The 24,442-nt window shown below is 61.1% G+C and carries 23 protein-coding genes and 1 pseudogene; 7 read left to right on the plus strand and 17 right to left on the minus strand.

Annotated elements, in window-relative coordinates; genetic code table 11:
• The 3 genes from DIE13_RS20820 to DIE13_RS20830 form a co-directional block, all read left to right on the plus strand.
• Positions 1-486, plus strand: a 486-nt coding sequence (locus DIE13_RS20820; RefSeq protein ID WP_124828856.1) for an IS3 family transposase, incomplete at its 5' end; no start/stop codon positions are given.
• Between the two features lie 98 nt (positions 487-584).
• Positions 585-1,226 (plus strand): DUF6988 family protein, encoded by a 642-nt coding sequence (locus DIE13_RS20825; protein ID WP_244097729.1) that lies wholly within the window; start codon positions 585-587, stop codon positions 1,224-1,226.
• Between the two features lie 181 nt (positions 1,227-1,407).
• The gene (locus tag DIE13_RS20830) at positions 1,408-2,703 is read left to right on the plus strand and encodes a hypothetical protein (RefSeq protein WP_124828857.1); all 1,296 of its coding nucleotides are present in this window, start codon (positions 1,408-1,410) and stop codon (positions 2,701-2,703) included.
• A gap of 102 nt (positions 2,704-2,805) precedes the next feature.
• Here DIE13_RS20830 and DIE13_RS20835 read toward each other — a convergent pair whose 3' ends face one another.
• The 8 genes from DIE13_RS20835 to DIE13_RS20865 all read right to left on the minus strand — a co-directional run bounded on the left by DIE13_RS20835 (position 2,806) and on the right by DIE13_RS20865 (position 11,711).
• On the minus strand, positions 2,806-3,093 hold the full coding sequence (locus DIE13_RS20835) for a PAAR domain-containing protein (RefSeq protein ID WP_124828858.1): 288 nt from the start codon (positions 3,091-3,093) through the stop codon (positions 2,806-2,808).
• A gap of 443 nt (positions 3,094-3,536) precedes the next feature.
• Positions 3,537-4,844, minus strand: coding sequence for a sel1 repeat family protein (locus DIE13_RS20840; protein WP_221622215.1), 1,308 nt, complete (start codon positions 4,842-4,844; stop codon positions 3,537-3,539).
• A 2-nt stretch (positions 4,845-4,846) separates the two neighbouring features.
• Positions 4,847-6,865: a phospholipase D-like domain-containing protein gene (locus tag DIE13_RS20845; RefSeq protein WP_124828861.1), complete on the minus strand. Its 2,019-nt coding sequence runs from the start codon at positions 6,863-6,865 to the stop codon at positions 4,847-4,849.
• A complete protein-coding gene (locus DIE13_RS20850) occupies positions 6,862-9,816 on the minus strand; it encodes a type VI secretion system Vgr family protein (protein WP_124828863.1) in 2,955 nt (984 codons plus the stop codon). The genes DIE13_RS20845 and DIE13_RS20850 overlap by 4 nt, the downstream gene beginning before the upstream one ends.
• A 263-nt stretch (positions 9,817-10,079) precedes the next feature.
• The gene (locus DIE13_RS20855; RefSeq protein WP_124828865.1) at positions 10,080-10,427 is read right to left on the minus strand and encodes a hypothetical protein; all 348 of its coding nucleotides are present in this window, start codon (positions 10,425-10,427) and stop codon (positions 10,080-10,082) included.
• Between the two features lie 230 nt (positions 10,428-10,657).
• Complete coding sequence (locus DIE13_RS20860) at positions 10,658-11,086, minus strand: SHOCT domain-containing protein (protein ID WP_208446964.1); 429 nt, start codon at positions 11,084-11,086, stop codon at positions 10,658-10,660.
• Positions 11,083-11,259 carry a hypothetical protein gene (locus DIE13_RS33155; protein WP_208446963.1) on the minus strand — a complete coding sequence of 59 codons (177 nt, stop codon included), beginning with the start codon at positions 11,257-11,259 and terminating at the stop codon, positions 11,083-11,085. The genes DIE13_RS20860 and DIE13_RS33155 overlap by 4 nt, the downstream gene beginning before the upstream one ends.
• 119 nt (positions 11,260-11,378) lie before the next feature.
• Positions 11,379-11,711 carry a hypothetical protein gene (locus DIE13_RS20865; protein ID WP_124828868.1) on the minus strand — a complete coding sequence of 111 codons (333 nt, stop codon included), beginning with the start codon at positions 11,709-11,711 and terminating at the stop codon, positions 11,379-11,381.
• A 202-nt stretch (positions 11,712-11,913) separates the two neighbouring features.
• On the opposite strand from DIE13_RS20865, the pseudogene DIE13_RS20870 reads away from it, so the two are divergent.
• The 3 genes and pseudogenes from DIE13_RS20870 to DIE13_RS20880 form a co-directional block, all read left to right on the plus strand.
• Positions 11,914-12,051 (plus strand): annotated as a pseudogene (locus tag DIE13_RS20870) (cyclic pyranopterin monophosphate synthase MoaC); the annotation flags it as partial.
• Positions 12,052-12,701: 650 nt separating this feature from the next.
• On the plus strand, positions 12,702-12,857 hold the full coding sequence (locus DIE13_RS33465; protein ID WP_234745330.1) for a hypothetical protein: 156 nt from the start codon (positions 12,702-12,704) through the stop codon (positions 12,855-12,857).
• Positions 12,858-13,029: 172 nt separating this feature from the next.
• On the plus strand, positions 13,030-14,235 hold the full coding sequence (locus DIE13_RS20880) for a hypothetical protein (protein ID WP_124828869.1): 1,206 nt from the start codon (positions 13,030-13,032) through the stop codon (positions 14,233-14,235).
• A gap of 52 nt (positions 14,236-14,287) precedes the next feature.
• Here the strand turns inward: DIE13_RS20880 and DIE13_RS20885 are convergent, their stop codons facing one another.
• From DIE13_RS20885 to recA, 9 genes are all read right to left on the minus strand, one after another.
• Positions 14,288-14,638 (minus strand): TonB family protein, encoded by a 351-nt coding sequence (locus DIE13_RS20885; protein ID WP_124828871.1) that lies wholly within the window; start codon positions 14,636-14,638, stop codon positions 14,288-14,290.
• Between the two features lie 421 nt (positions 14,639-15,059).
• Positions 15,060-16,838 carry a PglL family O-oligosaccharyltransferase gene (locus DIE13_RS20890; RefSeq protein WP_124828873.1) on the minus strand — a complete coding sequence of 593 codons (1,779 nt, stop codon included), beginning with the start codon at positions 16,836-16,838 and terminating at the stop codon, positions 15,060-15,062.
• 164 nt (positions 16,839-17,002) lie between these two features.
• Positions 17,003-17,599 carry a pilin gene (locus DIE13_RS20895; protein ID WP_124828875.1) on the minus strand — a complete coding sequence of 199 codons (597 nt, stop codon included), beginning with the start codon at positions 17,597-17,599 and terminating at the stop codon, positions 17,003-17,005.
• 97 nt (positions 17,600-17,696) lie between these two features.
• A complete protein-coding gene (locus tag DIE13_RS20900; protein ID WP_124828877.1) occupies positions 17,697-18,401 on the minus strand; it encodes a TerC family protein in 705 nt (234 codons plus the stop codon).
• Positions 18,402-18,560: 159 nt separating this feature from the next.
• Entirely contained in the window at positions 18,561-19,442 is an 882-nt protein-coding gene (gene sucD, locus DIE13_RS20905) for a succinate--CoA ligase subunit alpha (protein WP_072442724.1), read from the minus strand.
• A gap of 149 nt (positions 19,443-19,591) precedes the next feature.
• Positions 19,592-20,758: an ADP-forming succinate--CoA ligase subunit beta gene (gene sucC, locus DIE13_RS20910; protein WP_006755512.1), complete on the minus strand. Its 1,167-nt coding sequence runs from the start codon at positions 20,756-20,758 to the stop codon at positions 19,592-19,594.
• Positions 20,759-20,826: 68 nt separating this feature from the next.
• Positions 20,827-21,435 carry a DUF2889 domain-containing protein gene (locus DIE13_RS20915; RefSeq protein WP_124829091.1) on the minus strand — a complete coding sequence of 203 codons (609 nt, stop codon included), beginning with the start codon at positions 21,433-21,435 and terminating at the stop codon, positions 20,827-20,829.
• A gap of 146 nt (positions 21,436-21,581) precedes the next feature.
• Positions 21,582-22,439: a recombination regulator RecX gene (gene recX, locus DIE13_RS20920; protein ID WP_124828879.1), complete on the minus strand. Its 858-nt coding sequence runs from the start codon at positions 22,437-22,439 to the stop codon at positions 21,582-21,584.
• Positions 22,439-23,509 (minus strand): recombinase RecA, encoded by a 1,071-nt coding sequence (recA, locus tag DIE13_RS20925; protein ID WP_124828881.1) that lies wholly within the window; start codon positions 23,507-23,509, stop codon positions 22,439-22,441. The genes recX and recA overlap by 1 nt, the downstream gene beginning before the upstream one ends.
• Positions 23,510-23,699: 190 nt before the next feature.
• Between recA and DIE13_RS20930 the strand changes: the two genes are divergently transcribed.
• Complete coding sequence (locus tag DIE13_RS20930; RefSeq protein ID WP_124828883.1) at positions 23,700-24,428, plus strand: response regulator transcription factor; 729 nt, start codon at positions 23,700-23,702, stop codon at positions 24,426-24,428.
• Positions 24,429-24,442: the final 14 nt, after the last annotated feature.

The raw sequence follows: 24,442 nt of genomic DNA on the forward strand, positions 1-24,442 counted from the left end.
CCGTCTGCCGTCAATCAGGTCTGGTCGATGGACTTCATGCACGACCAACTTGCCGACGGACGTAGCATCCGGCTGTTTAACGTGATCGACGACTTCAACCGCGAGGCACTCGGCATCGAGATCGACTTCTCATTGCCGTCGGAACGCGTGATCCGTGCGCTGCGGCAGATCATTGGTTGGCGCGGCAGGCCAAAAGCGATTCGGTGCGATAACGGGCCCGAGTACCTGAGCGCGGCGATCATCGAATGGGCCCGACAGTACGGCATCAGGCTCGACTACATCCAGCCGGGCAAGCCGCAGCAGAATGCGTATGTCGAACGATTCAACCGGACCGTACGGTACGAATGGCTGTCGCAGTACCACTGGGAAGACTTGGACCACGTGCAGCGCTTCGCGACCGATTGGATGTGGACTTACAATCATGACCGCCCGAACATGGCCCTGGGCGGATTTACGCCAAAGCAGCGGTTGGCCATGGCCGCTTAGTTTCTATTTCTGAACCCCGTGCAAAACGGGGGGATTGCCGCGGGACGTCATGCAGAGACAAAGGTCGCCACTTAGCACCACACGCCGCCATTCCATCCATGCTGACCATGAACGAAGATCGGTTATCCGCTACGCTCGATCAAACGGTTCAGTTCCACCGCGCGGTCGCGGCGCATATTGGCAGCCTTGTTCCGGTAGAGGGCGAACGGTTCGCCGTCTCCTTCCAAGCCGGACTCCTATCAATCGAACACTCGATGGGTGCGTTGATGCTCATTACCAGCGGGCTTCATGCATCCGGATTCGCGCTACTTCGCCCGCAGTACGAATCTCTGGTTCGAGGAATCTGGTTGCTGTACGCGGCATCCGAGAATCGGGTGGCAAGACTCAGTGTCCCCCTGACTGAAGAGAATGCACGGAGAGCGAACGATGGGCGGATGCTGGCCGACATGCTAAAGGAACTGGACACCAGCGATGCACCGACATCCCTGCTTGAACAAGTGAAGAATTATCGTGATGTTGCTTGGAAAGCCCTGAACAGCTACACACATGGCGGGCTTCATCCTCTCGCAAGGACTGTCAGCGGCTATCCGCCACAACTGACAATCGATGTCCTGAAAAACTCCAACGGGCTTACTTGCATCGCCGCTCAGTTAGCGTCCGTGCTTTCCGGCGACCCGGAGAACATGCAGCCCGTCCGACAGTTGCATATCGACTTTGCAGACTGCATTCCAATCGTCTGATGGGCCTTGATGGAGTTCATGACGCCGCCAGAGCGAAATCTCGTCATCGAACGATGGAACAGGCCATTCCTTCATCGCAGTCACCCTGCAAGCGGCGCGACAAGAATACCGAAAATTTCTCTTTCATCTCCCACGTCGGGTTGCTAACCTGCCTCCCGCTGAAAAATACTAGGGACATGGGATGGAGCGCGAACTGTTTCAACGTTTCTCGAATGATCTGATGCGTCTTGGTGCGGACGGGGTAACCGCACCACAATTCAGTCTCGGAAAATCAGGCGTCTACGAGCTTCGGTACACACCCTTCGAGTACGTCAACCGGGAAGCAAAGTTGGTGATCGTCGGAATTACTCCCGGCAATACGCAGCTTGAACTGTCGTATGGCAAGGCGCAGGAACTGCTTCGACACAGGCACCCGACGGACATGATTCTCCGTGAAATCAAGAAGGTCGGAGCCTTCGGCGGTCCATCGATGCGACCGAACCTGTTGAAAATGCTGCGGCACTTCGAGTTCGAACGACTACTTGGAATCGAGGATGTTGAATCGCTTTGGAGTTCGCACGCCGACCTCCTGCAATCGACATCGGTAGTGCCGCACGCTGCCTTCAAGGCCGGAAAAATGTTCGCGGGGAGCTTCGATGAAGTCATGGCATCACCTCTTCTCAGCGAATGCTTCCGTGACTGCTTCGTCCCATCAGTGCGGGAAATGGCATCGGACACACTGTTTGTCGGCCTTGGCCCTTGCCCTGAGGCCGCATTGGACTGGTGCGTCCATCACGGCGCACTCCAACGCAAGCAGGTCTCGGGGGCGTTCTGCCATCCGTCCGGTGCGGGCGGCAGCACAACGCGCTACTACCTTCGAGAAGTCACCAAGGGAGAACTTGACGCCAAGAATCCGGTCTTGCGTCGGACTGACTGGCTTGACCGCGCCTATAAGCAGATGCATGTCGCTACGGCTTCGCTGCTTGGTCGAACTGCGCCGAAGCCATCAGCACGGCGCGATCAAGAGACAGCAATGCCGACGCCCAACGTGCCGTCGTCTGCACAGTTGAAACCGGCAACGACCAAGGTCCATGACATCGCGACGTGCGGCACGGCGAACGACGAAGTCGCCGCCATCCTTGCTGAAGTCCAGAAGGCGGGATACAGGCTGACGAACCAGACATCGAAAGTGGCCGAATTCGCGGCCCCTAACGGTCAGATCATCTACTTGGTCAAAACCACATCAAGGATGAATCGCGTCAAGCTGGTGGTGCATCCCGGCCTGATGCCTGACGAGGTGATGGCATTGCCGGGAGTTGCATCGGTCGGCCACGAACATCGTTTCCATTCGAACATGTCGCGGTTTCCGAAGCGGCTGAACCGTGGGGCGACCGAAACCGCGTATGGCTGGCAAGTGAGCCTCGACACATTCGATGACCTTCCGCGCTTCCTTGCTGCATTCGCTGATTGGGCTACGCCGGTCGGTGGCCCGGCCTGAAGCAACTGATTTGGCCCGCAACGCAGCGATTAGCCGCTGCGTTGCCTTATATCGCCGTCCAGCGAGTCCGGAACCCCAAAGCAGGGGCGCACCGAGACATCATCACGCGTCAACCGACATGACCTGCTGAGACGGGATGAGCTTCGGCGGCGGGACACACTTGCAGATACAAAGGTCATCACTCAGTGCCACACGCCGACCGTCTGGTCCTGTCATCGGCAACCGTGGGCCGTCGCACTGAATCTTGCCAATCGTTTTACACACCGGGCAAAACACATCGTCCTCTTCATGTGCGATGTGCTTGCCATCAAGTTCAAACGGCGTTGCCCTTGCCCGGACCGTTCCGGCCACGGTCGTGTGATCGCCGTCGAGGATCATATATCGGGTCATTTGTCGTTGCCCAAGTCACATCCCGAAACGAACGAGTACAAAGGCGTGATCTTTGCCAAGCAATCATCCATGCGGGGCCAAGCCTCCGATTAAATAAGCGAGTCGCGCCATTCCAACGCCCACACACCAGCCCACCAGAAGAGGACCGATTTCTCCCGTGTACTCACTGTCGTATTTCCAAGCGGCAACAAATAGCAACGGCACTGGCACGGCGATCATTCCCGCCATCTTGGGCCAGTCGGCATACGGTGCGAATACCTGAAGCGCACTGCTCGCAAGTGCCCAGCAAGGCAGTCCAAGGACGAACAACAACCAACCAAACCCTATCAACGTCACCGGGTGCGCACGCCTCTTCGCTTCATTAGGTTGGTTCACGTAGAGCGATCTTCCTGTCGGTTACAAAAGGGGCCATCCGCCTATAGTCTTTCCGGCGTGGAATCAGATCAAGCCTGATCAAGGTATGCGACAAGTTCCCATGCAACGGGTGCCATGTGCTGCCGCGTACCCATCATGCTGTCGAGAACCGCAAGCCGTCGTGGTTCATGCACGACGACGGACGGCAACGAGTCGCCCTTTAGAAACCTGCGTTTCGCATCGCCGACCTGACCGGCATCCAATTTCGCGCACCATACCCCATCTTCCGGGCACTGCTGGCCGGTGTGCGCGACTGTCCCCAACGGAAGGCGCGCTGAAATGTTCGCAGGCTGGTCCTCTTGAGAAGTCTTCTCTGCTGGATTTGCCAAGGGCAACCCCGTTGCTGGGTCGAGGTGCTTCGCCTTCGCCATCTGATCGACAACTTCGTTCGTTGGCTTCTGCGGCGGAACAGCAGCGTCCTGTTCCTTCTGCCACTGGAATGTTCCATCCCACGGCGGAAGTTTTGCGGGCGGAAGCGGCACGATCTTGTCGATGTCCGGAACCTTGGGATTCCGCCCATCATTGGCACGCAGAAACTTGCCGACAAGCGCATATCGGCGACTGCGTTCAGCGTCTGCATGGACCCCGAGATTGGTTAGCGGGTCTTTTCCGCCACTTACATCAAACGCTTCCTCAAGCAATAGAGCCGACTGACTACTTCCTGCCGTGACACTTGTCTGAAATGCTTTCGCAGCCGCAACTAACTTTTTATCGGTTTGGAAGCTGACTCCGAGATAGTTTGCGGCCTCTGCGTGCCCCTGATCGGCTGCACACTGAAACATTTTGAGGGCAATGTCTGGCGCGGCATCAGCAGGGTCAAGCAAGTTGCCAACGTAATACTGTGCATCCGCATTACCCAAGTCCGCAGCTTTCCGTATGTATCTCTGGGCCGCGTCGTCGTCTTTTTGAACGCCGTACCCATTCAAAAGATAGTGACCGATATCGTAGTAGCCGCCTGGCACACCGGCTTTGATAAGCTGCTCGGCAAGATCAACGCTTTCTTTCTCTGGATCGGGAGAAGACGCCATTCCCGACGAGATCAAAATTTGCAGATTATGATTGGCCTTATAGTGACCGAATGCGGCCGCGATACGGTAGTACCGAGCGACATCGTTGAAGTCCTTGGCCCCTTCTTTCTTCTCAAGGAACCGGGCGTACTGGAACAACTTATCTGCTTCGGGATCAAGCGGCGGTAGATGATCGGCTTCATGCACACAAGTGAAGGCGAGATTCAGGCGCACTGCGCTAACGTCGGGCAACGGATTCATAGCACTTTCGTTCTTCGAACATGCGGTCAACAGGCACAAAATGAACAGGGCGATAGGAACTCTACGCATGATTAGTCGAGCCCGCTTCGTGTGGTCGTGGCAGTCTTGAAGTTGACGATTGAAGCAGTTGGTGATTGTTTCTTCGAATTTTGAAGCTTCTGGTTGCTCGTAAGAATCATTTTCCAAGTGTCGTATGCAACACCCATGTCATCGCCTATCGCACGCGCTCTATTGGTATCGCCGCTCCCGCCCTGAGAGTTTGCGGACTCAAGCCTCGTATGAATTGCCCACAGTCGCTTCCGAAGTGCCTTGGTCACATCGCCGTGTTCGTGACAGATATTCAACTCGCTATCGACCTCCATACTTCGCGTATTGATGTTTGCCGAACCATGCGTCAAGAACACATCGTCGATGACCATGATCTTGCTGTGTACATAAGTGTCCATCCATTTTCCCGCCGGGGAATCCGGTGCAACCAGAGTACAGATCAGTGTCTTCAGCCCCGGAATGTCGCCCGGTATGATTTGACCCTTGTTATTATCAGCAATCTTGGCATTAACGTCATTGAGTTGCTTCTGCAAATCCTTCTTGTGCGCCTCGTTCTTGTCCAAGGCTTTTGCGATGTCAGCCGTCGAACCTGTTCCATAAGTCTGGATCAACTGCGCGTTGCTGTCAGTACCGTCAATGCTGGCTACAAGATTACGTCGCTGCTGCTGATACACATCGTTTCGCTCTAACCTTGTCACGTTCGGCATCGTGTCTGCGTGCCCCAGCGACTCCATCATCCGGTACGTCGATACCTGCCCGTGATCCAATGCATCATCGCTGGAATTCGTCACCACGAACAGATACAGCGGCCCATGCTTACCAATATCGCGCCCACCAGATGTCTGGCGGTTGATCGCCGTCTTGATGTGATCCACCAGCGGCGGCCAGCGGAAATACTGATTCTCGATGTAGATGTAGCGGCACGCATTGTCCGTTGCCTGCTTGTACATCGCACGGATGTCACGGCGCCCTTCCTGCGATTGCGTGCGCAGGATTTGCGCCATGACCGGCGTACCCTTGTCCTTTCGCAACGGAAGTCGTGATGCGAGTGCTCGTCGGGCCGGCAACAAATCGACATTCGTGCTGCGCTTCCATGCATTGCAGAAGTTGACATTCAGATGTTCGAGGATCGACCCGGTGACGAGCGCCGACATATCCTGTCGCGGTGTCGCACCGTTGCGCCCGAAGCGAGGATGCATCCGGGCAAACGAATGCTTATCATCGTCCCAGTATGCATCCAGCGTGTTATGCCCCATGACGAAACCGACGGCATGTTCGGGTGCTTCGTAGTCTACGAGCACCATCTTCTGATGGTGCGAAGGTTCGGTGCCGAAACCAAACGTGACGGCTTCCTCGTTCAGGTTCTTGTCTTCGCGAAACCGCGATTCACGGTAGATGATTTCCGCGCGATCCCCCAACGAAAAATCTCGCGTTGCTACTTCGATACACGGCAGCCCCTGCAAGGCTACGGTCTTCTTGGACGGCTCAGGGGGCGGCAGGCCGACAGCATGCTTCGCGCGTAGATCGGCTGCTTGCTTGTTCGCCTGTTCTTCCCGGAACGGGGACGGCGGCACTGCTCGCGCGGTCAAATACCAAGCACGGTCATATTCCCGCTCCGCATCATTCTCATTCTGCAAGACGCGGTTTCGAAGCCAGTTGAATCCCGGAGTCGAATTCTCCGTGACCTGAGCAACATTCAGAGAGTCCGCCCAACACAAAAGCCTGACCCGAACGCCTTCCAATCCCTTCTTGAGTAGCAGGTCTCCGATATTGAGCGACGCTCCGCCATCCCCACGCTTGAAATACATCGACGGCTGGAAGCCCCAGCAGATAATATCAACGCTGTACCGTGCCGCCATGATGGCATCGTAGACAGCACCAAACGCCTCCTGACCGTTTACGAGAGGTTGGTAGGAACACGTGACCGGATGAAATTCGACGGGCTTCCCCTCATCCGTCGTGTCCACAAACCACGGTGAACACACCGATGCACTTGAAGTGCGATTGAGTGCCATCGGCGTCGTGATCGTCTTGGCAGTCATGCTTCGTCTCCGGTTGCCGGGTTCAGTAGCTCGCTGTAGCGTGTCCGGTGCAACGCCCGGTCGCCGGGCGGAGTGATGTCCGGCGCACTGCTACTTTCGTGAAATTGGAAGCCCTGATTCGCGAGGGCACCGTTAGCGGCATCGCGATAGTCGCCGGGCACTGGGATCTCATGCTTAACGCCGTTCGCCAGTTCGAGTGTGTACTTCTGTGTCGCCACATGATGATCGATAGGCAACTGGCCGGTCTCGTCGAATACTCCCTGCTTGACCAGCGCGCCGTCCGCATAGAGTTTATATGGCATGCCAACCGGGGCAGCATTCTTCGCCGAAGGCGACGCGAACATGTTCAGCGACAGCTTCTGGACCGGCGAATCCTTGAACGCCGGATTCGTGATATCAACCCGTGCGGGACCAGCAAACGAATAGCTCGCCGCCTTGAAGTCGATCTTGCCTGGTGAGTGGATATTGATGCTGCCGTCCTGACTGATCTGGATGATTGCCCCGCCGCAAAGAATGCGGATTTCTTTGCCGGACGCAACCTCGATAACGTCTGTCACGGACCGAATGTGCAACGCCAACTGAGCCGCCAGATCGATCACGCCGGCATGCGCCTGAATATCGATGTCACCCTTGCCAGCGATGGCCTTCATACCACCGTTCTGCGCAAAGATACTGATCAGGTTTAGGGCCGCGACGATCAGCGACTGTCCCGACGCAACAGTAGTGGTCTGGCCGCTAACGAGATTGATGAGTTGGTCTGCCGCAAGATGCACCGATTGCTGCGTTGACGCCGCAATTCCTGCTGGGCTATCCAGCAGCATCACCGGTTCCTTGAAAGCGTTCGCGGTGCCCGTGCCGCCGCCCGCCGTGCGACCACCCTTGGCCTCGGGTGTCTGCGGCAATTCCAAAACGTCCGCGAAGTGCTTCAACGCGTCGTGACCTGACTTGAGGTCCGCTGCCTGATGCCCCTTGCTGGCTTCCGATAACGAATCGACCAAATTCCCCGCACGCGACAATTGCTGGCTTGCCTCTCGCACGTCCAATTGTTCGGCGTCCGGCGACTTGTGCTGCGTGCTGATCGCCATCCCCTGATTCGCTCGCATCGCACCGAACGCATCAGTATGGAGTTTGTAACCAATCCCGCGATAACCACCACGCGTATTGCCCGTCTGGTCAATCAGGTATCCCTGATGGAATAGGTGATAGGTGCCCCCGGTATAGCTCGTCAGCCGCTGGCCACCTTGATGCGTGGAATCGTCGTGGATCAGGGCGTTGTATGCACCGGTATTGCCGAAACCGCGCGACTGCTGGCCCGACTTCAGTACATCCGAATGCCACGGCTGCTGAGTGGTCCCACCGGGCAACCGGCCCATCACGAAGGGACGATCACAGTCCCCCTGCCAGTACCCGACTGCCACCCATTCACCTTTGCGGGGAACGTGGACCGCACCGTAGCCGTCACCGGTGTCGCCCTGCATGACGCGCATCCACGGCGACGTGTTGTACTCGTCCGGCTTACTCTGCCGGTCCCATGCGAACCGGCCACGAATCTCGTTGTTCTTGTTCGTCCACGCTTCCTCATCATTTGGTGCGCCGACAAGTAGGTGTTCAAGCTGCATCACCGGCTTCTTGTGTTCAAGCGGGCTACGGTACACGACATCCGCGCGCTGGGCTTCCAGCTTCATCAAGAAGAGACCTACCGAACCGTCATCGGCATGAGGACGAGACACGGACGCCTGCTCGTATTCCGCCTGAACACGGTCGAACTCCGATTGCAGGCTGAACGGAAATGCTTCCGACTGACGCGCGAACGGTACATTGTTTAGGATGAACCAGTGCATCTCGACCGCCAGAAACTCCCGGTCCTTCGGATCACGGTCATCGTGGCGCGGATGATCGTTCAGCACGAACCTCGACCCGGCATCAAGCCAACGCACTCCGCCAACGCCGATAAAGCGACGGGCCATCGCGTCCCATGCCTGCGTCCGAATCCGCGCACGGTGGCCGCCGCTGTCGGAGTCCGGGTAACCCAAGGTCGTCGGTTCATACACCGTCGCAGGTACACCCGGAACGCTGAGGGTTTCCTTGTCCCGGTAATGCTGGACCGTGTATGTCGTCGCCTCCATCAGACTACTCGCCGCGAAGCTGGTACCCGGTCGATCCTGATCGAACGAGGTGGACTTGAACTCCATTGGCTGTGCAGTCTGCTGCATCACCCACTGCGTCAAGCCATCGATTTCATCGCCCGTATTGCTTCGGGAATACGTGACATCGTGCGCTTCCGGCAACGCCGAAATGCTGTCCACGATCACCAGTGTGGTCTTGGGTGGTTCGTTATCCTTGACTGGGGCATGCTCCCAATAAAAGTACCATCCTTCGTCTTCCAGCAGACGTTGAACGAAATTCAAATCCGATTCGCTCTGTCGCGTGTATGTGCGCGTACTTGGCTGGCTGCTGAGATTGAATCGGTAGTGCCCGCGCAACTGAGGGTATTTGTCGAAGACAGTGCTGATGCTCTGGACAGCGTTCGAATCCAGCCAGTAATGATCGTCACGACCTTCGCCCAAGAAGAACAGGGCGGACGCGAACTCGATCTGGTAAAGCGAAAGTGCACCATCGGCCCCCAATCGCCTGATCTGATGCACGAAGCCGTGAATCGGACGATACTCCGCGTCGGCATAGCGTGTTGTCGATTGCTGAATCAACAACGACACCTGCTGATGCATCAGCGCGAGCAATTCGATGTCGTCGCGCATGGATACTGCATCAACAGTCCAACGATAATCACGGCCGATCTTCGACCAGCCGTTCGCGCGAACGGGCGTGAGCACGTTCTCGCCCAGCGGGGTGCGCAGCGTCAGCAAACGGCCATGCTGCATGAGGCCACGGTTAATCGCGTCGAAGATGTCGCTGTATCTCAAACTTCCCGAATCTGTCGGTCCGAATGCCATCTGTTCTTGTCCTTGTCTCTCAGGTTCGACCGTCACGATTCTGAGATAACAGACGGTCCGTCGTAGCGACAATCATCGCTCAGACGATTTTATCCGGAACAAGGCGAAATCATGACAGTTGTACGTTTGCGCAGCGAGAATTTGACGATCATTGATGCGAATCTTCGTCAGACGACGTACCCACATCGGTGAAGGTGCGCCATTTCTTTCATTTTAATTTATTTTAGCCTTCTAATTTATTTCATCCCCGTGCAAGCATCCAACTAATGTCGCGTCGCCAACCCACCACTTAGCGCACCGAAATCAATCAGTCCGTCGCCGTTGTACGTCTGAACGATGAATTCCAGCAGTGCCGCGAACCGGTTCACGACGGCAACAAAGTTGCCCGAAATCAGTCCGTTCATGTACGGCAAGACATAGGCTACCGTCAGGTCTTCGTCTGGGTCGATGGTGAAGACCGGGAGAAGCACATCTTCGTTGAGGCGCTTCGCCAGCTCGTGCTTCAAGTCGATGGGTGCCTGCCGGTTCAGCGGAAGATATGTGCCGACCCGGATGAACTTCCGGTCGTTGATGAGGGAGATGCGATACCCAATGCCCTGCTCCGTTCGCAATCGGAGCAGTCCGGCTGCACGCTGTAGGGAACTACGCCACTATCGCGAAGGCGGGCGTCGCGGGCTTCGACGGTGATGTCGGATTCGCGGAAAATTTTCGTCAATCCGCTCTCTTGTTCGATATCAGTCCGGGTGGTATCCCCCGAAATCGCATCTGTTGAATGTCGTCCCGGCACGGCAATCAGTAGTCGAATATGAAAAACCGCCGACGAACGGCGGTCAATGTCATCTCAAAACTGACTGATAACCCGAGCTTTGATTGTCTCGTACTCAGAATCGCTGATAAGGCCCTGATCGAGCATGGCCTTTGCCTTCTGAAGCCGCTCGGTCGGGCTTTCGTTGCTGACAGTCGCACCATCACCGAAGCCCCCCTGAAAACCACCAGACTTGGCCCTTAACTCTTCAAGTTCACGCTGTCGGCGCTTTTCGCGCCACGCCTGCTCCTGCGCTTGGCAAATTCGGTAGACGGCTTGCGCTTCATCTTTCCGCAGCCCCGAAAACTTGAATCCCCGAATTGCGCCACCACTGGCTAAATCTGGCTGAGAAAGAGCCGTAACCGTCAGCGTACTGCCGAAGATGCCAGCCTGTATATGTGCGGTCTTGATGTCCTGCCAGCGAAGATCAATCGGTGTAAAACCTCCTATCAGGCCGCGCGTCATGCCGATGAGTCGCCGGATGTCGCAGCCACTAAGGAGCGCCGATGCGTCAAGGCAAATAGCCGCCGCTGGATGGTGCTCGCCTGTACCTTTTCACCATCGACAAGCATTGATTCAAGATGCGCCGATGCTTTGGGTAACTCAGCCGTAAGGTTGGCTGTTTGTTTTTCCGTCATGCCCTTCCCCGTGTAGTTGTGATTTGCGCCAGTGGTAACTTACTAAGAATACTTCAAAGGATCGACTCCGGAGACAGCCGAGACGACATTTGCATCAACATCACCTCGGCCCGCTTACGTCAATCTCCACCGGTGAAGCAGTTGCACTCGATTGTCGCGCCCTTGGCACCGGTCATCGACTGATCGGAAAGCGACCTCTTACCGCCGTCCGGGCAAGCCTTACTCTTTGGCAATTTGATCGTCTTCGCGAAATCCGGGAACTTGACCTTGAAGTCGGCGGCTGGCATATCAAGACGCACGGACACAAGGCTGGACGTTCCGGCATCAGCCGAATCGACTGCCACAACCTTCACGCCATGGAACGCGACGTTCCCTGCGCGAATCTGACCATCAAGGCTAGTCAGTGCGGTCAGCCCAGTAGAACACGTCGGAATGCCACGGCGCGCGTCCAACGACGCACCGAATGATGCGTCCGGAACATCCTGTCGTGCTGCGACATGTACATGTGCTTCCGCCCGAACGGGCCAATCGCGTAAACTTGCGGCACAGTGCGGTCCGGTTGTTGTCCCAAATCCGTCCCACTGCTGTCCCACATTATCAACCGGGTGGGACAAGATCGAATAAGTCGTTATCAGTAAGCCTTTGATTTAAAAGGCCGTGCAGGTCGGCTTGTTGACCGTGTACGACATGTGCAAGGCGGTCGATCGCGGGATGGTGATCACCGACGTGAGCGTGCGGGAGAAGCGCGGCGGGAAGTCGGGGGACTGGAAGGCGGAGGATGCCGCCGGCTGACCGGCCGGCCCGACGAAGTCAGCCGCGCACTGGGTCGCTTGCTGAAAAAGTGACATGCAAAAACACAAGCGCTGGACGTGGATCGCCGGAGGTCTCGTTGCCCTGGCCATTGGAACGTACGGGTACGTCAGCATGGCGACGGGCTGGGAAACGGTTTTGACCCACTTCATGCGGAACGACACGCCGTATGGCGGCGGTCGCTTCCGCATCAAGGGCAACGACGTGATGAGCGTCAAGCTCGCCAATCCCGAGGTGACGTTCAAGCCCACGGCGGAATCGAACGAACCGCAGCGGCCCGAGCCGACCGAAGCATGGATGAACGACACCGGCGAACTGCTGAACCGCATGACGATCGGCTTCTTCCGTGGAACGATCGACGGCGGGATGAAGCGCCAGTTCCGGCAGGTCGGCCAGAATGCCGGGTGGTGGTATTCGCCGGACTGGTCCGTTCAGTTCCTCAGCACATCATGGATGAACTACAACGCCCCCGAGGCACGCGGAGGAAATGCGCCGCAAACGACGAAGCTGTGGAAGTCGCTCAACGGCGGCCAAACGTGGTCGCAGCCGCAATGGCCCGCAAGCCAGAACATCGGCCAATTGCTCTTCCTCGATCCGCAGCGCGGCTACACGATCGGCTGGGGGCCTCGCGTATGGCGGACGGCAGAACCACGTGGCAGGCGATCGACGTGCCGGCCGATGCACACGTCGCCGGCAAGTCGCAGGATCAAGCGACCGACAAGGTCGCACAAGGCGGCTACTTCGACGCACCGACCAACACGCTGTCTGGCTGCACGCATTCACGCTGAAGAAGCGGACCTTCTGATCGCACGCAGGGCGTGCCGGACACGGCGAAGTATCGTGCCGCGCCGGCTGACAGGCGACCCCGGTCGAATCCTCCGCTCATCGCCGGGTTTCGATTCCGCTTCGGTGTCCGGCCGCCCGCGTGATGAACCAGGAAAAGAACGACAAAAGACTTCGATGAAAAACATGCTGAACCGCGCGACACTCGCGCTCGCCATCGCCTGCACCACACCGGCCGCCGCGTTCGCCGCCAGCCCATGCCCCGCCGCCGCCGACGCCGCACGCGCGGCGCTGGACGCACAGCACCACGTCCAGCAGGTGCGTAATCCGCAAGGCGACGGCGGCGGCACCGTCGACGTCTCGCCGCCGCTACGCGACGCGATCCGTGCGTACAAGCAGGCGCTCGTCGGCGCGATCGACGCGCGGCTCGCGTGCAGCGACGAACACGTCGAACCCGCCACGCTGAAACGCACGCTGGCAGCCACGCTTGGCGTTCCAGCCCGGCCAGCCCAGCCGAAAAACGATGAATCGGCGTTCGGCCGCAACCCGGACGTCGACGTCGAACGCAACGGCACGTCTCGCCCGCTGCTCTTCGTGCGTGCCGGCTTCGACATCGCGTGCGGCGACGACAACCTGCTCACGGGCTATGCATGGGAAAACGGCGGCTGGCGGCGCGTGCTGCGCTGGCAAGCCGACGACTACAAGGACATCGGCGGCGCCTATGGCGGCGGCTTCTGGTTCGGCACATTGCCCGGCGGGCAGGTCGCGGTCGTCCACGGCACGCCGTGGTGCTCGTCGCGCTGGAGCCGCTTCGGCGCGGACGTGGTCGCCCCGGCGAGCGGCTCGGCCGCACAACGCACGCTGTTCCATACGGAACACGGCTACGTGCTCGACGACGACGCGATCCGCTTCAAGGTACGCCCGGACGGTTTCGAAATACGCACGACGGTCGGCTCGCTCGACAGCGAAGTGATGACACGGCCGGGCATCTTCCGCTATCGCGTCGACGGCGACACGGTGCTACGCGTGCAGCCCGCCGCGGTCAACGGACGCGATTTCGTCGACGAATGGCTCAAGGTGAACGACGCGCTCGCGCGCGAATGGAGCGAGCCCGCTGGCTCCGTGGCAGCGCTGAAAGCCCGCAAGGCGTTCAACGCGGAAAGCAACGCGCCCGATATCGGTTTCGCATACGGCCCGGTGCGCGGTTGCTCGGACAGCAAGGACCGCTTCCAGGTCGAACTGGACCTGACGGGCAAGGACGGAAACACGGTCGCGCGGCGCTACGCGCTGATCCGCCAGGAACACAACGGATTCACGATGCTCTGGCTGCGCAATGCAGCCGAGCCGACGTGTCACGGTGCGAACCTGATGCCGCAGCACTGAGGTGCATTCGAAACAAGGGCGGTGCGGCCTGATTGTCCGCACCGCCCTCGCATCAATCGGTGTGTCGCGGTTCGAATACGAACGGTTGGGTCAGCAGGAACGGATTCGCGGTAGCGCCGGTCTGCACGCAGGTCGCATGCGTCATCGCATCGACGGCGGCGCGGTCGGCCGCCGCATTGCGGCTACTCGTCGTCACGGTGACGTTCTGCGCCTCGCCCGACGTCGTCATCAGCGCGCGCACCAGCACCGTAACCGGGCGCGTGAGCGGCTTCGCGGTATCCGGATAGACGGCACGCGGGATGTGACAGGTGAGCTTGCTTTCCTGCGACGACGACAGCATCGCGCAGCCGGAAAACAGCACCGCGACGGCAGGCAGGATCAGGTAGGTAGAGCGGAGAGCCATGGTCGAATATCGTTCTTCAGCACTGTTGCGGACGAATGCCGCGCCGGCGGGCCGCACCTGGCCGCATCGCATGCATCGCCCTGCGCCGCGGCCATCGGACCGGCGCCCCGTTACGGCCGCACGACCGATGGTTGCATCGGTCGCGATCCTGCTTGGCGGGTTCCCCTGATATGTCCCGGGGCTGCTTGCGCGTCGGCGACCCGCAACGGGCAACCATGCACGCGACCGCTTTTCGCGCATTGTGCACGCACCGCCCCGTACCTGGCGGCGATTTGACAATGGTTGACGCGAATCAGGCCAGTTTCTACCCGCATCCATTCGCGATGGGAAGCAATCGCCGCATTGCGCCGGCGCATCACCGCTCCCCTGCTGCATCGCGATACGAAACACGCCGCGATGCCCCGCCCGGCACCGACCTGCTTCAGTCGGAATCGTCGTCCGAGTCGTCGTCGTCCGCGTCGGGCGGCACTTCCCCGTACTTCGCGACGACGTCAGCCTTGAACGCCTTCAACGACGGCTGCTGATCGCACAGCTTGTACAGCGACGCGAGTTGCTGCGGCCAGTCCTTCAGCTCCTTCGCGAATACGTGCAGGCGCGCGACCGTGTCGAGCGCATCGGCTTCGCGACCGGCCATCGCCTGCAGCACTGCATAGCGGCGCAGCACCGTCTCGCCTGGCAGCAGTGCGATCGCACGCTCGTGAGCGGCAAGCTTGAGCGGCAGGTCGTCCGGCGAAACGGGCAGCAGCGTCGCCGCTCCGTAGTCGCCCCACGCGCCGAACAGCAGCGACGGCGCGGCGCGGTACTGCGCGGCCGGATTGTTGCCGTAATACAGCACTTCCGCACGCTGGTAGTCGCGCAGAATCGGCACCGCCGCCAGCACGCCGCCGACCGACAGCACCGCGAACAGCCCGAACGCCGCGCGGCCCGGCAGGATCCGCAGCGGCTTCACTTCGAGCAGACCGATCACGAACATCGCGGGCAGCAGGAAGAACATGTATTGCTGCGGGTACTCGACGAGCGCATGCATCAGCAGGACGCCGATCAGCGCGAGGCCGAACACGCGCGTGCTCGACTGCGGCGCGCGCACCGCGCGCACGAACCACGTCACGAGCGCGACGACGAGCACGCCGAGGCCGACGACCCCGGACTTCGCCAGCAGGTCGATGAAGATGTCGTGCGAGTTGTTCGCGATCTCGACGCCGCCAAGCGCGCGCACGAGCGCGAACTGGTACGACGGGAACTCGCCCCAGCCGACGCCGAGCAGCGGATGCTCGCGGAACATCGCGAGACCGTACTTCCACAGCGCGAGGCGCGGCGCGATTTGTCCGGCGTCACGCATCCGGTCGGCCGCCGACTCGGCAAGCCCCAGATGAAAATGCACGTTGGCCCAGCGCACCGCGACGTTCACCACGACGAAAGCCACCGCGAGCACGACCGGCATCAGCCATGCGCGCCGATTGCCCGGCTCGCGGCGCGATTCGAGCCACGCCATCCAGAAACCCGCGACCACCATCACCGCGACCTGCAGCCACGGCCCGCGCGACACGGTCAGCGCGAGGCCGACCGACAGTACGACCGACAGCGCGAGCCACGCCCAGACGGCGAGACGGCGCGTCTGCACCAGGTACAGCGCACCCGCGAGCGCGAACGCGATGTAGGTCGCCAGGTGGTTCGCCTGCGCCATGTTGCCGTACGGGCGGCGATCGATCGTGATGTTGTACGAGACGACGAACGGTGCCACCACGGACTCGAGATGGAACAACTGCACGATCTGGCTGGCGACGGCGAACACCCCGCCGATCAACAGCGCGCCGGCCATCATCCGCGCGACGGCTTCCGCGAGTCTCTCGCGCGCGAGCATATAGCCGGCCTGCATCGCGACCAGCGCCGCGGCGAGATAGCCGACCGCCAGCCAGTTCATCGACGGCACCTTCAGCGGCATCAGCGCGACCTGCGCGATCAGCACCGCCGCAAACCCGAGCGGCGCGACGAAAGCGGTCGGCGCGGCAAACGGCTGGGCCGGGCGGCCCGTGCCCGCGAGCAGCACGACGGAGACGCCCACCAGCATATACAGCACCAGTGCGGCAAACTCTGAATAGAAGGTCGGGATCGGATACGTGTGATTCGTGATCGCGTACGGCACGATCAGGGCGACAGCCAGCGCAACGAGCGGCAACGAACGGGAAAAAGTAGTGGGCATGAGCAAACCGGATGTCAGCAACCGGCGCACTATACAAAACTTTCCCTGCTCTGTGCGGGCCTGTAGCGCCATGGCACGACGGACACACGACCGGCGCAGCCGGCAGGAGCGGCAAAGGCCGCACCATGCCGGCCGGGCTGCGCTGGCCCGCGTCACCGCCGATGCTACGCGCGGCACTCCGCCGGCGCATATTTCGCGGGCAACGTTGCCGCCTCCGCAGGCAACGGGCCGGCGCCCGGCGCCGGCAGCGACGACGCGTCCTTCCCTGCGGCAAAACACTCCCATGCAATCGCGCCGGCCTGCATCGCACCCTTTTTAAGCGGCACGCGCGCGGTCGGCGTATCAGCCTTGTCGGGCGCGGACGGCACCAGCACCAGCGTATTCACGCCGGCCGCGGCGACGCGCGTCGTGAATGCCACCGTGATCTGGCCCGTCTCGCCGTCGATGACGACGGATTCGACGTTGCGGGTGGCGGCTGGTGGGCTGTAGCCGCCGTTCAGGCTCGCGCCGCTCGCGGCGTTGTCGGCGACCGCGAGCCGCGCGGACGACGCGAGCGCGAGCCCTTCGCCGACGCGCGAGCGCGCCAGATAATCCTGGTACGCGGGAATCGCATAGGCCGCGATCACGCCGACGATCGCGAGCACGATCATCAGTTCGATCAGCGTGAAGCCGGCCGGCCGCCAGCGCGGCACCGTCCGACGGGTGCGCCGCAGATCGGCGGCAATGCGACGAAACAGGGAAACGGAAAAGACTTCGAACATGACAGGCTCCGGAAACGAAAAACGCCTGCCGGTTCAGGCAGGCGTTTCGATCGTAGCCAGCGGGCTGCGAATCCGGCACTCGGCCGGATGGCCAACGTCAGTGCGCGTGCGGGACACCGCGACGGCGTCTGAGGGCGTAACCGGCCACCACGACGAGCAATGCGCCGGCGACACTCGCGCCGTAGATCGCGGCCGGCGTATCGAGGACGGGCCAGCGATCGGCCACCGGGTCGTGCACGATCAGCCCGCCCGCGATCCAGCCAAGCAACCCGGCGCCGAACGCGACGACGATCGGAAAGCGGTCGAGCAGCTTCAGCACCAGCGTGCTGCCCCATACGATGATCGGCACGCTGACGACGAGCCCGAAGATCACGAGCACAAGCCGGTGCGACGGATCGGCCTGTTCGGCGGCGCCCGCGATCGCGACGACGTTGTCGAGGCTCATCACCGCATCGGCGATCACGATCGTCTTCACCGCGTCCCACAGCCGGTCGGCCGGCTTCACGTTATCGTGCGCGTCGGCGTCCGGCACCATCAGCTTGATGCCGATCCACAGCAGCAGCAGGCCGCCGCCGAATTTCAGGAACGGGACGTCGAGCAGCACGACCGCGAATGCGATCAGCACGACACGCAGCAGGATCGCACCGGCCGTACCCCACACGATGCCGCGCAGCCGCTGGCTGGCCGGCAGGTTGCGGCACGCGAGCGCGATCACGACCGCGTTGTCGCCGCCGAGCAGGATGTCGATGATGACGATCTGAAGCACGGCGCCCCAGTGCAGCGACGTCAGGAATTCAAGCATGAACGGTATCCGGTGCGGGGCAACGACTGTCGGACAGGCGACCCGGCTCATCGCCGAGACACGCATCGCGCATGCCAGGCCCTTACAAAATCATTTCGTCGAGCATAACAAAAAACGCCGGCATGGCCGGCGTTTTCTGCGGGGTGAACCAGACGGAAATTACAGCGCCTTCTTCAGCAGACGGCCCATTTCCGACGGGTTGCGCGTGACGGTGATGCCGCACGCTTCCATGATTTCCAGCTTCGCTTCGGCCGTATCCGCACCGCCCGAGATCAGCGCGCCGGCATGGCCCATGCGCTTGCCCGGAGGCGCCGTGACACCCGCGATGAAGCCGACGACCGGCTTCTTCATGTTGTCCTTGATCCACTCGGCAGCGTTGGCTTCGTCCGGACCACCGATTTCGCCGATCATCACGACTGCGTCCGTATCCGGATCGTCGTTGAACATCTTCATCACGTCGATGTGCTTCAGACCGTTGATCGGGTCGCCGCCGATACCGACTGCCGACGACTGGCCGAGGCCCAGCGCCGTCAGCTGTGCAACGGCTTCATACGTCAGCGTGCCCGAACGCGACACGACGCCGATGCGGCCCTTGCGGTGGATGTGACCCGGCATGATGCCGATCTTCAGTTCGTCCGGCGTGATCGTGCCCGGGCAGTTCGGCCCGAGCAGCAGCGTCTTGCGGCCTTCGCGACGCATGCGGTCCTTCACTTCGATCATGTCACGGACGGGAATGCCTTCCGTGATGCAGATCGCGAGATCCAGGTCAGCTTCGACCGCTTCCCAGATCGCAGCCGCTGCGCCTGCCGGCGGAACGTAGATGACCGACACGGTTGCGCCGGTTTCTTCCTTCGCTTCCTTGACGCTTGCGTAGATCGGAATGCCTTCGAAATCTTCGCCGGCCTTCTTCGGGTTCACGCCCGCGACGAATGCTTCGCGGCCGTTTGCGTATTCACGGCAGGCGCGCGTATGGAACTGACCGGTTTTGCCGGTAATGCCCTGCGTGATGACCTTCGTGTCCTTGTTGATCAGAATCGACATGTATTTTGACCTCTGTTCGATTGGCGTCGCGTGCAAACCGCGCCGCCATACCTATTCATTGAGCGCGCCAAGAAAACGCCGGGCCGCCCCAAGTTTTCTTGACTCCCCCGGGGGGCCTGGCGCGTAGCGCCAGGTCCGGGCACGCTTCTTTACTTGCCTGCGGCAGCCGCGACAACCTTCTGCGCAGCCTCTTCCATGCTGTCCGCCGAGATGATCGGCAAGCCCGAATCGGCCAGCATCTTCTTGCCGAGGTCCTCGTTCGTGCCCTTCATGCGCACGACGAGCGGCACGTTCAGGTTCACGGCCTTCGAACCGGCGATCACGCCTTCGGCGATCACGTCGCAGCGCATGATGCCGCCGAAGATGTTCACGAGGATCGCCTTCAGATCCGGGTTCTTCAGCATCAGCTTGAACGCTTCCGTGACCTTCTCGGTCGTCGCGCCACCGCCGACGTCCAGGAAGTTCGCCGGCTCGCCGCCGAACAGCTTGATCGTGTCCATCGTCGCCATCGCGAGGCCTGCGCCGTTCACGAGACAGCCGATGTTGCCGTCGAGCGAGATGTATGCGAGGTCGAACTTCGACGCTTCGATTTCAGCCGGATCTTCTTCGTCCAGATCGCGGTACGCGACGATTTCCGGGTGGCGGAACAGCGCGTTCGAGTCGAAGTTGAACTTCGCGTCGAGTGCGATGACCTTGCCGTCGCCGGAAACGTTCAGCGGGTTGATTTCAGCCAGCGACGCGTCGGTTTCCCAGAATGCCTTGTACAGGCCTTGCAGGATCGCGCGCGCTTGCGGGATCGAAGCAGCCGGCACGCCGATCTTCGCGGCGAGGTCGTCGGCTTGCGCGTCGAGCAGGCCGGTCGACGGCTCGACGATGACCTTGTGGATCAGTTCCGGGTGCTTTTCGGCGACTTCCTCGATGTCCATGCCGCCTTCGCTCGAACCCATCAGAACGATCTTCTGCGAGATGCGATCGACGACGAGGCTGACATACAGTTCCTGCTTGATGTCCGCGCCTTCCTCGATCATCAGACGGTTGACCTTCTGGCCTTCCGGACCGGTCTGGTGCGTAACGAGTTGCATGCCGAGGATCTGGTTCGCGTATTCGCGAACCTGCTCGATCGACTTCGCCACCTTCACGCCGCCGCCCTTGCCACGGCCACCCGCGTGAATCTGAGCCTTCACGACCCACACCGGGCCGCCGAGCTCTTCTGCCACCTTGACGGCCTCGTCAACCGAGAACGCCGGCTTGCCGCGCGGTACCGCGACTCCGAATTTCCGCAGGATTTCCTTACCCTGGTACTCGTGAATCTTCATGCGTGATTCCCTTCAGTCTGAGAGTTGGATGAAATGTCGCTTAAGACGCTTCTTCGAATGATTTCCGTTCATTCCTTCGTGCTGCCATCACCGGGCGCGTCCGGCCGGCCCGCGCCATACCAGCGCGGGTAGTACTGCCGCACGACCTCGCCGTCGAACCGCAACGCCCGGCAGCGACCGAGCTGGAAAGGCGGTTCGGCGTGCGCGGCGTCGTGATCCGGCCCTTCGCCGCCCTCTTCGCGCACGTTCCATACGTCACCGGCGAACGCCTGGATCGCTGCGGTCGGCAGCACGGCGCACAGTTCGGTGAGATGGGAGCAGCCTGCGACGCCGGCGAGCAGCCGGTTCGCGTTGCGGCGGAAATTGCGGAAGAGATTGAGCCCGATGAGGGCCCGATAAGCAGGAGGGGCGGATTGACAGTGACCGGGATAGGGAACCCATTCCGAAGACGCCTCGGCGTCGACGACATTGAGGTCACGATCGATAGTCACGCGCAGCCAGAGTTCGTGGATTGGCAGGCCTTGGGGCCGGATGCCCGACGCAAGCGCGACATCGCGCGGCTTGTGGTCGGTCAGGCAGGCTTCGATGTCCCACAAGCCGTCGCCGCGCTCGTAAGCTTCCGCTCGGATTGCGCGTCGATGTCGCAACTGACGGGGCACGGGCTCGGATAGCGGCATGCTGGAGGTTGAGGCCGAAGAGGAAAACCCGTGGATTTTAGCATATTGGGTATTTGAGGCAGTCTGCCGCAACGGCGGGTATTCCCCGCTGTCCATCGATGGTTGCATTGCAGCAAAATCGCGCGCCGCGCGCGCGACCGAACCGGTCAGTCGTCGCTCAAAAAATCGTCGCCGATTTTCAGCAACTTCACGATGGTCGCGCTCGAGAAGCCGCGCGCAGCAAGAAAGCGCGCCTGTTTCGCGCGCTCGGCCGGCGTTTGCGGCAGTGCACCGAATTTCTTGCGCCAGACGGCCTGCGCGCGCGTCAATTCGGTCTCGCGCAATTGTGCATTCACTTCCTCGACGAGACTGTCGCCGACCGCATGGCGCTTCAGTTCGCTGACGATGCGCGCGACCCCGACACGCGATGCGCGGCGATGCACGAGGCTCTCGGCAAAGCGCGCATCGGACAACCAACCGTCCTGCTCCAGCGCATCGAGCACCGGTTCGACCGATTCGTCCTCGCCGACGTACGGCGCAAGCTTGCGTGCGAGTTCGGCCCGGCTGTACTCGCGCCGGGACAAATAGCCAAGTGCGCGGCCCTTCAGCGAACGCGGCGGCTTCGACGGCTTGCGCTCGCTCGCACCCGCCTCGTCGCCGGAAGACGCACCGGACGCGCGGCGCGTGCGGCGGGGATGCTGACTGCTGCGCGTATAGACGTCTTCCGCAACCGGCGCCGCAGAACTGGCTGCGCGCTCACCCGGGAAACTTACGCCGGATACGCGACGGCGCGACCGGTCGTGCGCGTCGAACGATTCGTCGTCGTCGAACGGATCGACCGGCGCGGCAATCTCAAACGAAACGAGGGCATCGTCGGATGCCCTCGTCGCGGTGCGGGTCGCGGCCTGACTGCCCGCGACCCGCCGGTTGGCGCCCGAGGACCCGGTTCGCCGGCCGGAGCGACCCGCCGTTTCGGGCGCGTCGCTCTGCTCCGGTTCGCCAGCCTGACCTCGGCGCCCGACCATCACTCTTCTTCGTCCATCGCCTCGGCTTCGTTGCCTGCGCCATCCGGCATTGCGACGACACCGAGCGATTCACGAATGCGGTTTTCGATCTCACGGGCGATTTCCGGATTCTCGCGCAGGAATTCACGCGCGTTGTCCTTGCCCTGACCGATCTTCTCGCCGTTGTAGCTATACCAGGCGCCAGCCTTGTCGACGATCTTCGCCTGCACGCCGAGATCGATGATCTCGCCCTGACGCGAAATGCCTTCGCCGTACAGGATGTCGAAGATCGCTTCGCGGAACGGCGGCGACACCTTGTTCTTGACGACCTTCACGCGGGTTTCGTTGCCGATCACCTCGTCGTTTTTCTTGATCGAGCCGATCCGGCGGATATCGAGACGCACCGACGCATAGAATTTCAGCGCGTTGCCACCCGTCGTGGTTTCCGGGTTGCCGAACATCACGCCGATCTTCATCCGGATCTGGTTGATGAAGATCACGAGGCAGTTCGTGCGCTTGATCGTCCCCGTCAGCTTGCGCAGCGCCTGCGACATCAGGCGAGCCTGCAGGCCCGGCAGCGAATCGCCCATCTCGCCTTCGATTTCCGCCTTCGGCACGAGCGCCGCGACCGAGTCGATGACGATCATGTCGATCGAGCCCGAGCGCACCAGTGCATCGGTAATTTCGAGCGCCTGCTCGCCGGTGTCCGGCTGCGAAATCAGCAGCTCCGGCACGTTCACACCAAGCTTCGACGCGTATTGGACGTCGAGCGCGTGCTCGGCGTCGATAAAGGCTGCCGTGCCGCCCAGCTTCTGCAGTTCGGCGATGACCTGCAGCGTGAGCGTGGTTTTACCCGACGATTCCGGACCGTAGATCTCGACCACCCGGCCGCGCGGCAAGCCGCCGACGCCGAGCGCGATGTCGAGACCCAGCGAGCCCGTGGAGACGACCTGGATGTCTTCGGCCGCTTCGCCGTCGCCCATCCGCATGATCGATCCTTTGCCGAACTGCTTCTCGATCTGCGCGAGTGCGGCCGCCAGCGCCTTGCTCTTCTCGGCGGTCATCCCGGAGCCCTTCTTGCTATCTTCCATGAATCGTCCTTTGCTATGATGAGCAGCGTCTGTTAGAGGCGCGCCCGCTTTCAAGCGCCGCCCACGAATGCAGACACTGTATAAAAAAACAGTGTTTTATGCAAGCCCGCAATGCGGGTTGCGTCGTACACGAATAACTTCGGAGACAGCCGCGCCGGCGTGAACGCCCCGCCGGCCACCGGTCAGCAACATGCGAATTCTCATCGCCGAAGACGACAGCATACTCGCGGACGGCCTCACCCGGTCACTCCGCCAATCGGGCTATGCGGTCGACCACGTGAAGAGCGGCGTCGACGCCGATACCGCGCTGTCGATGCAGACTTTCGACCTGCTGATCCTCGATCTCGGGCTGCCCAAGATGTCCGGGCTCGACGTGCTGAGGCGCCTGCGCGCGCGCAATTCCAACCTCCCCGTGCTGATCCTCACCGCCGCCGACAGCGTCGACGAGCGCGTGAAGGGGCTCGATCTCGGCGCGGACGACTACATGGCCAAGCCGTTCGCGCTCAACGAGCTCGAGGCGCGCGTGCGCGCGCTGACCCGGCGCGGCGCGGGCGGCGGCCCGACCGTCGTGCGCCACGGTTCGCTCGCGTTCGACCAGGTCGGCCGCATCGCGTATGCGAACGAGCGCGTGCTCGACCTGTCCGCGCGCGAACTCGGCCTGCTCGAAGTGCTGCTGCAGCGCATCGGCCGGCTCGTGTCGAAGGAGCAGCTCGTCGACCATCTGTGCGAATGGGGCGAGGAGGTCAGCAACAACGCGATCGAAGTGTACGTGCACCGGCTGCGCAAGAAGATCGAGCCGAGCGGCGTGCGGATCTCCACCGTGCGCGGCCTCGGCTACTGCCTCGAGAAAGTCGCACCCGCGGCGCCCCCCGACACGGCAGCGCCCCAGCCCGCGGCGTCCGGCACGCCGCTGCGCTGACCCCGGCCGTCGCC

The organism is Burkholderia sp. Bp9016 (assembly GCF_003857765.1).
In the GTDB taxonomy this organism is placed as follows: domain Bacteria; phylum Pseudomonadota; class Gammaproteobacteria; order Burkholderiales; family Burkholderiaceae; genus Burkholderia.

Coding starts and splice junctions, on each gene's coding strand:
- DIE13_RS20825 (WP_244097729.1), top strand. CDS start 585: ATGCTGACCATGAACGAAGATCGGTTATCCGCTACGCTCGATCAAACG.
- DIE13_RS20830 (WP_124828857.1), top strand. CDS start 1,408: ATGGAGCGCGAACTGTTTCAACGTTTCTCGAATGATCTGATGCGTCTT.
- DIE13_RS20835 (WP_124828858.1), bottom strand. CDS start 3,093: ATGACCCGATATATGATCCTCGACGGCGATCACACGACCGTGGCCGGA.
- DIE13_RS20840 (WP_221622215.1), bottom strand. CDS start 4,844: ATGCGTAGAGTTCCTATCGCCCTGTTCATTTTGTGCCTGTTGACCGCA.
- DIE13_RS20845 (WP_124828861.1), bottom strand. CDS start 6,865: ATGACTGCCAAGACGATCACGACGCCGATGGCACTCAATCGCACTTCA.
- DIE13_RS20850 (WP_124828863.1), bottom strand. CDS start 9,816: ATGGCATTCGGACCGACAGATTCGGGAAGTTTGAGATACAGCGACATC.
- DIE13_RS20860 (WP_208446964.1), bottom strand. CDS start 11,086: ATGACGCGCGGCCTGATAGGAGGTTTTACACCGATTGATCTTCGCTGG.
- DIE13_RS33155 (WP_208446963.1), bottom strand. CDS start 11,259: ATGACGGAAAAACAAACAGCCAACCTTACGGCTGAGTTACCCAAAGCA.
- DIE13_RS33465 (WP_234745330.1), top strand. CDS start 12,702: ATGGCGGACGGCAGAACCACGTGGCAGGCGATCGACGTGCCGGCCGAT.
- DIE13_RS20880 (WP_124828869.1), top strand. CDS start 13,030: ATGAAAAACATGCTGAACCGCGCGACACTCGCGCTCGCCATCGCCTGC.
- DIE13_RS20885 (WP_124828871.1), bottom strand. CDS start 14,638: ATGGCTCTCCGCTCTACCTACCTGATCCTGCCTGCCGTCGCGGTGCTG.
- DIE13_RS20890 (WP_124828873.1), bottom strand. CDS start 16,838: ATGCCCACTACTTTTTCCCGTTCGTTGCCGCTCGTTGCGCTGGCTGTC.
- DIE13_RS20895 (WP_124828875.1), bottom strand. CDS start 17,599: ATGTTCGAAGTCTTTTCCGTTTCCCTGTTTCGTCGCATTGCCGCCGAT.
- DIE13_RS20900 (WP_124828877.1), bottom strand. CDS start 18,401: ATGCTTGAATTCCTGACGTCGCTGCACTGGGGCGCCGTGCTTCAGATC.
- sucD (WP_072442724.1), bottom strand. CDS start 19,442: ATGTCGATTCTGATCAACAAGGACACGAAGGTCATCACGCAGGGCATT.
- sucC (WP_006755512.1), bottom strand. CDS start 20,758: ATGAAGATTCACGAGTACCAGGGTAAGGAAATCCTGCGGAAATTCGGA.
- DIE13_RS20915 (WP_124829091.1), bottom strand. CDS start 21,435: ATGCCGCTATCCGAGCCCGTGCCCCGTCAGTTGCGACATCGACGCGCA.
- recX (WP_124828879.1), bottom strand. CDS start 22,439: ATGGTCGGGCGCCGAGGTCAGGCTGGCGAACCGGAGCAGAGCGACGCG.
- recA (WP_124828881.1), bottom strand. CDS start 23,509: ATGGAAGATAGCAAGAAGGGCTCCGGGATGACCGCCGAGAAGAGCAAG.
- DIE13_RS20930 (WP_124828883.1), top strand. CDS start 23,700: ATGCGAATTCTCATCGCCGAAGACGACAGCATACTCGCGGACGGCCTC.